General features: G+C 67.1%; 2 protein-coding genes. Both read left to right on the forward strand.

Going from position 1 to position 794, the window contains the following annotated elements; all coding sequences use genetic code 11:
* The coding region (locus tag ACQRAQ_RS08605; RefSeq protein ID WP_240128794.1) for a transposase at positions 1-349 on the forward strand (349 nt) is incomplete at its 5' end.
* Positions 350-432: 83 nt separating this feature from the next.
* Positions 433-794 (forward strand): IS3 family transposase (locus ACQRAQ_RS08610; RefSeq protein WP_427794555.1); only part of this gene is annotated, 362 nt, incomplete at its 3' end.

Raw genomic sequence — 794 nt, forward strand, 5'->3', positions numbered from 1 at the left:
TGGATTGGCTACACTGATGTGGACAGTTCCGGGAGGGGCGCAGGAGACGGGAGGGCCGTATATGAGGGACCCCAGGCACCCGAGGCATTTCACCGACGAGTTCAAGAGGCAGATAGTCGACCTCTACAACGCCGGCAAGCCCAAGCGCGAGATCATGGACGAGTACGACCTCGGCAAGAGCACCGTGGAGAGGTGGATCAAGTCGATAAACGCGACCGGCTCGCCGCGCGCCGCGGACAACCGCACGCCCGAGCAGAACCGGATCCTGGAGCTCGAGCGCGAGAACCGCAGGCTCCGGATGGAGGTCGACGTCTTAAAACAAGCGGCGCTGATATACGCTCGAAAGTGAGGGCCATAGCGGCCAACGAGGGCCGCTACCCCATATCAGCGCAGTGCAGGCTCCTCGGCGTCGCGAGGTCGACGTACTACTCCATGCGCTCGCGGGCCGACCGGCCCGCCGCGCCGGACCCCGCCGCGCCGGCCGTGGTCGCGGCCCACGCCGCCAGCAAGGGCCGGTACGGCTCGCGCAAGATAAAGGCGTCGCTCGAGAGGTCGGGCGTCACCGTCAGCCGGCGCCGGGTCTGCCGCATCATGAGGGAGAACGGCCTGGTCAGCGCATACGGCAGGAAGAGGTTCAAGGTGCACCCCGGGGCGGTCAACGAGGCCGACGTGCCCAACGTCGTCGCGCGCGGCTTCGGCGGCAGGGCGCCGCGCACCCATATATGCAGCGACCTGACCTACGTGCGCGTCGGGGCCTCGTGGAACTACGTCTGCCTGCTCGTCGACCTCTACAA

The sequence above is a fragment of the Collinsella sp. SGI.178 genome (genome assembly GCF_050313495.1).
Lineage (GTDB): Bacteria > Actinomycetota > Coriobacteriia > Coriobacteriales > Coriobacteriaceae > Collinsella.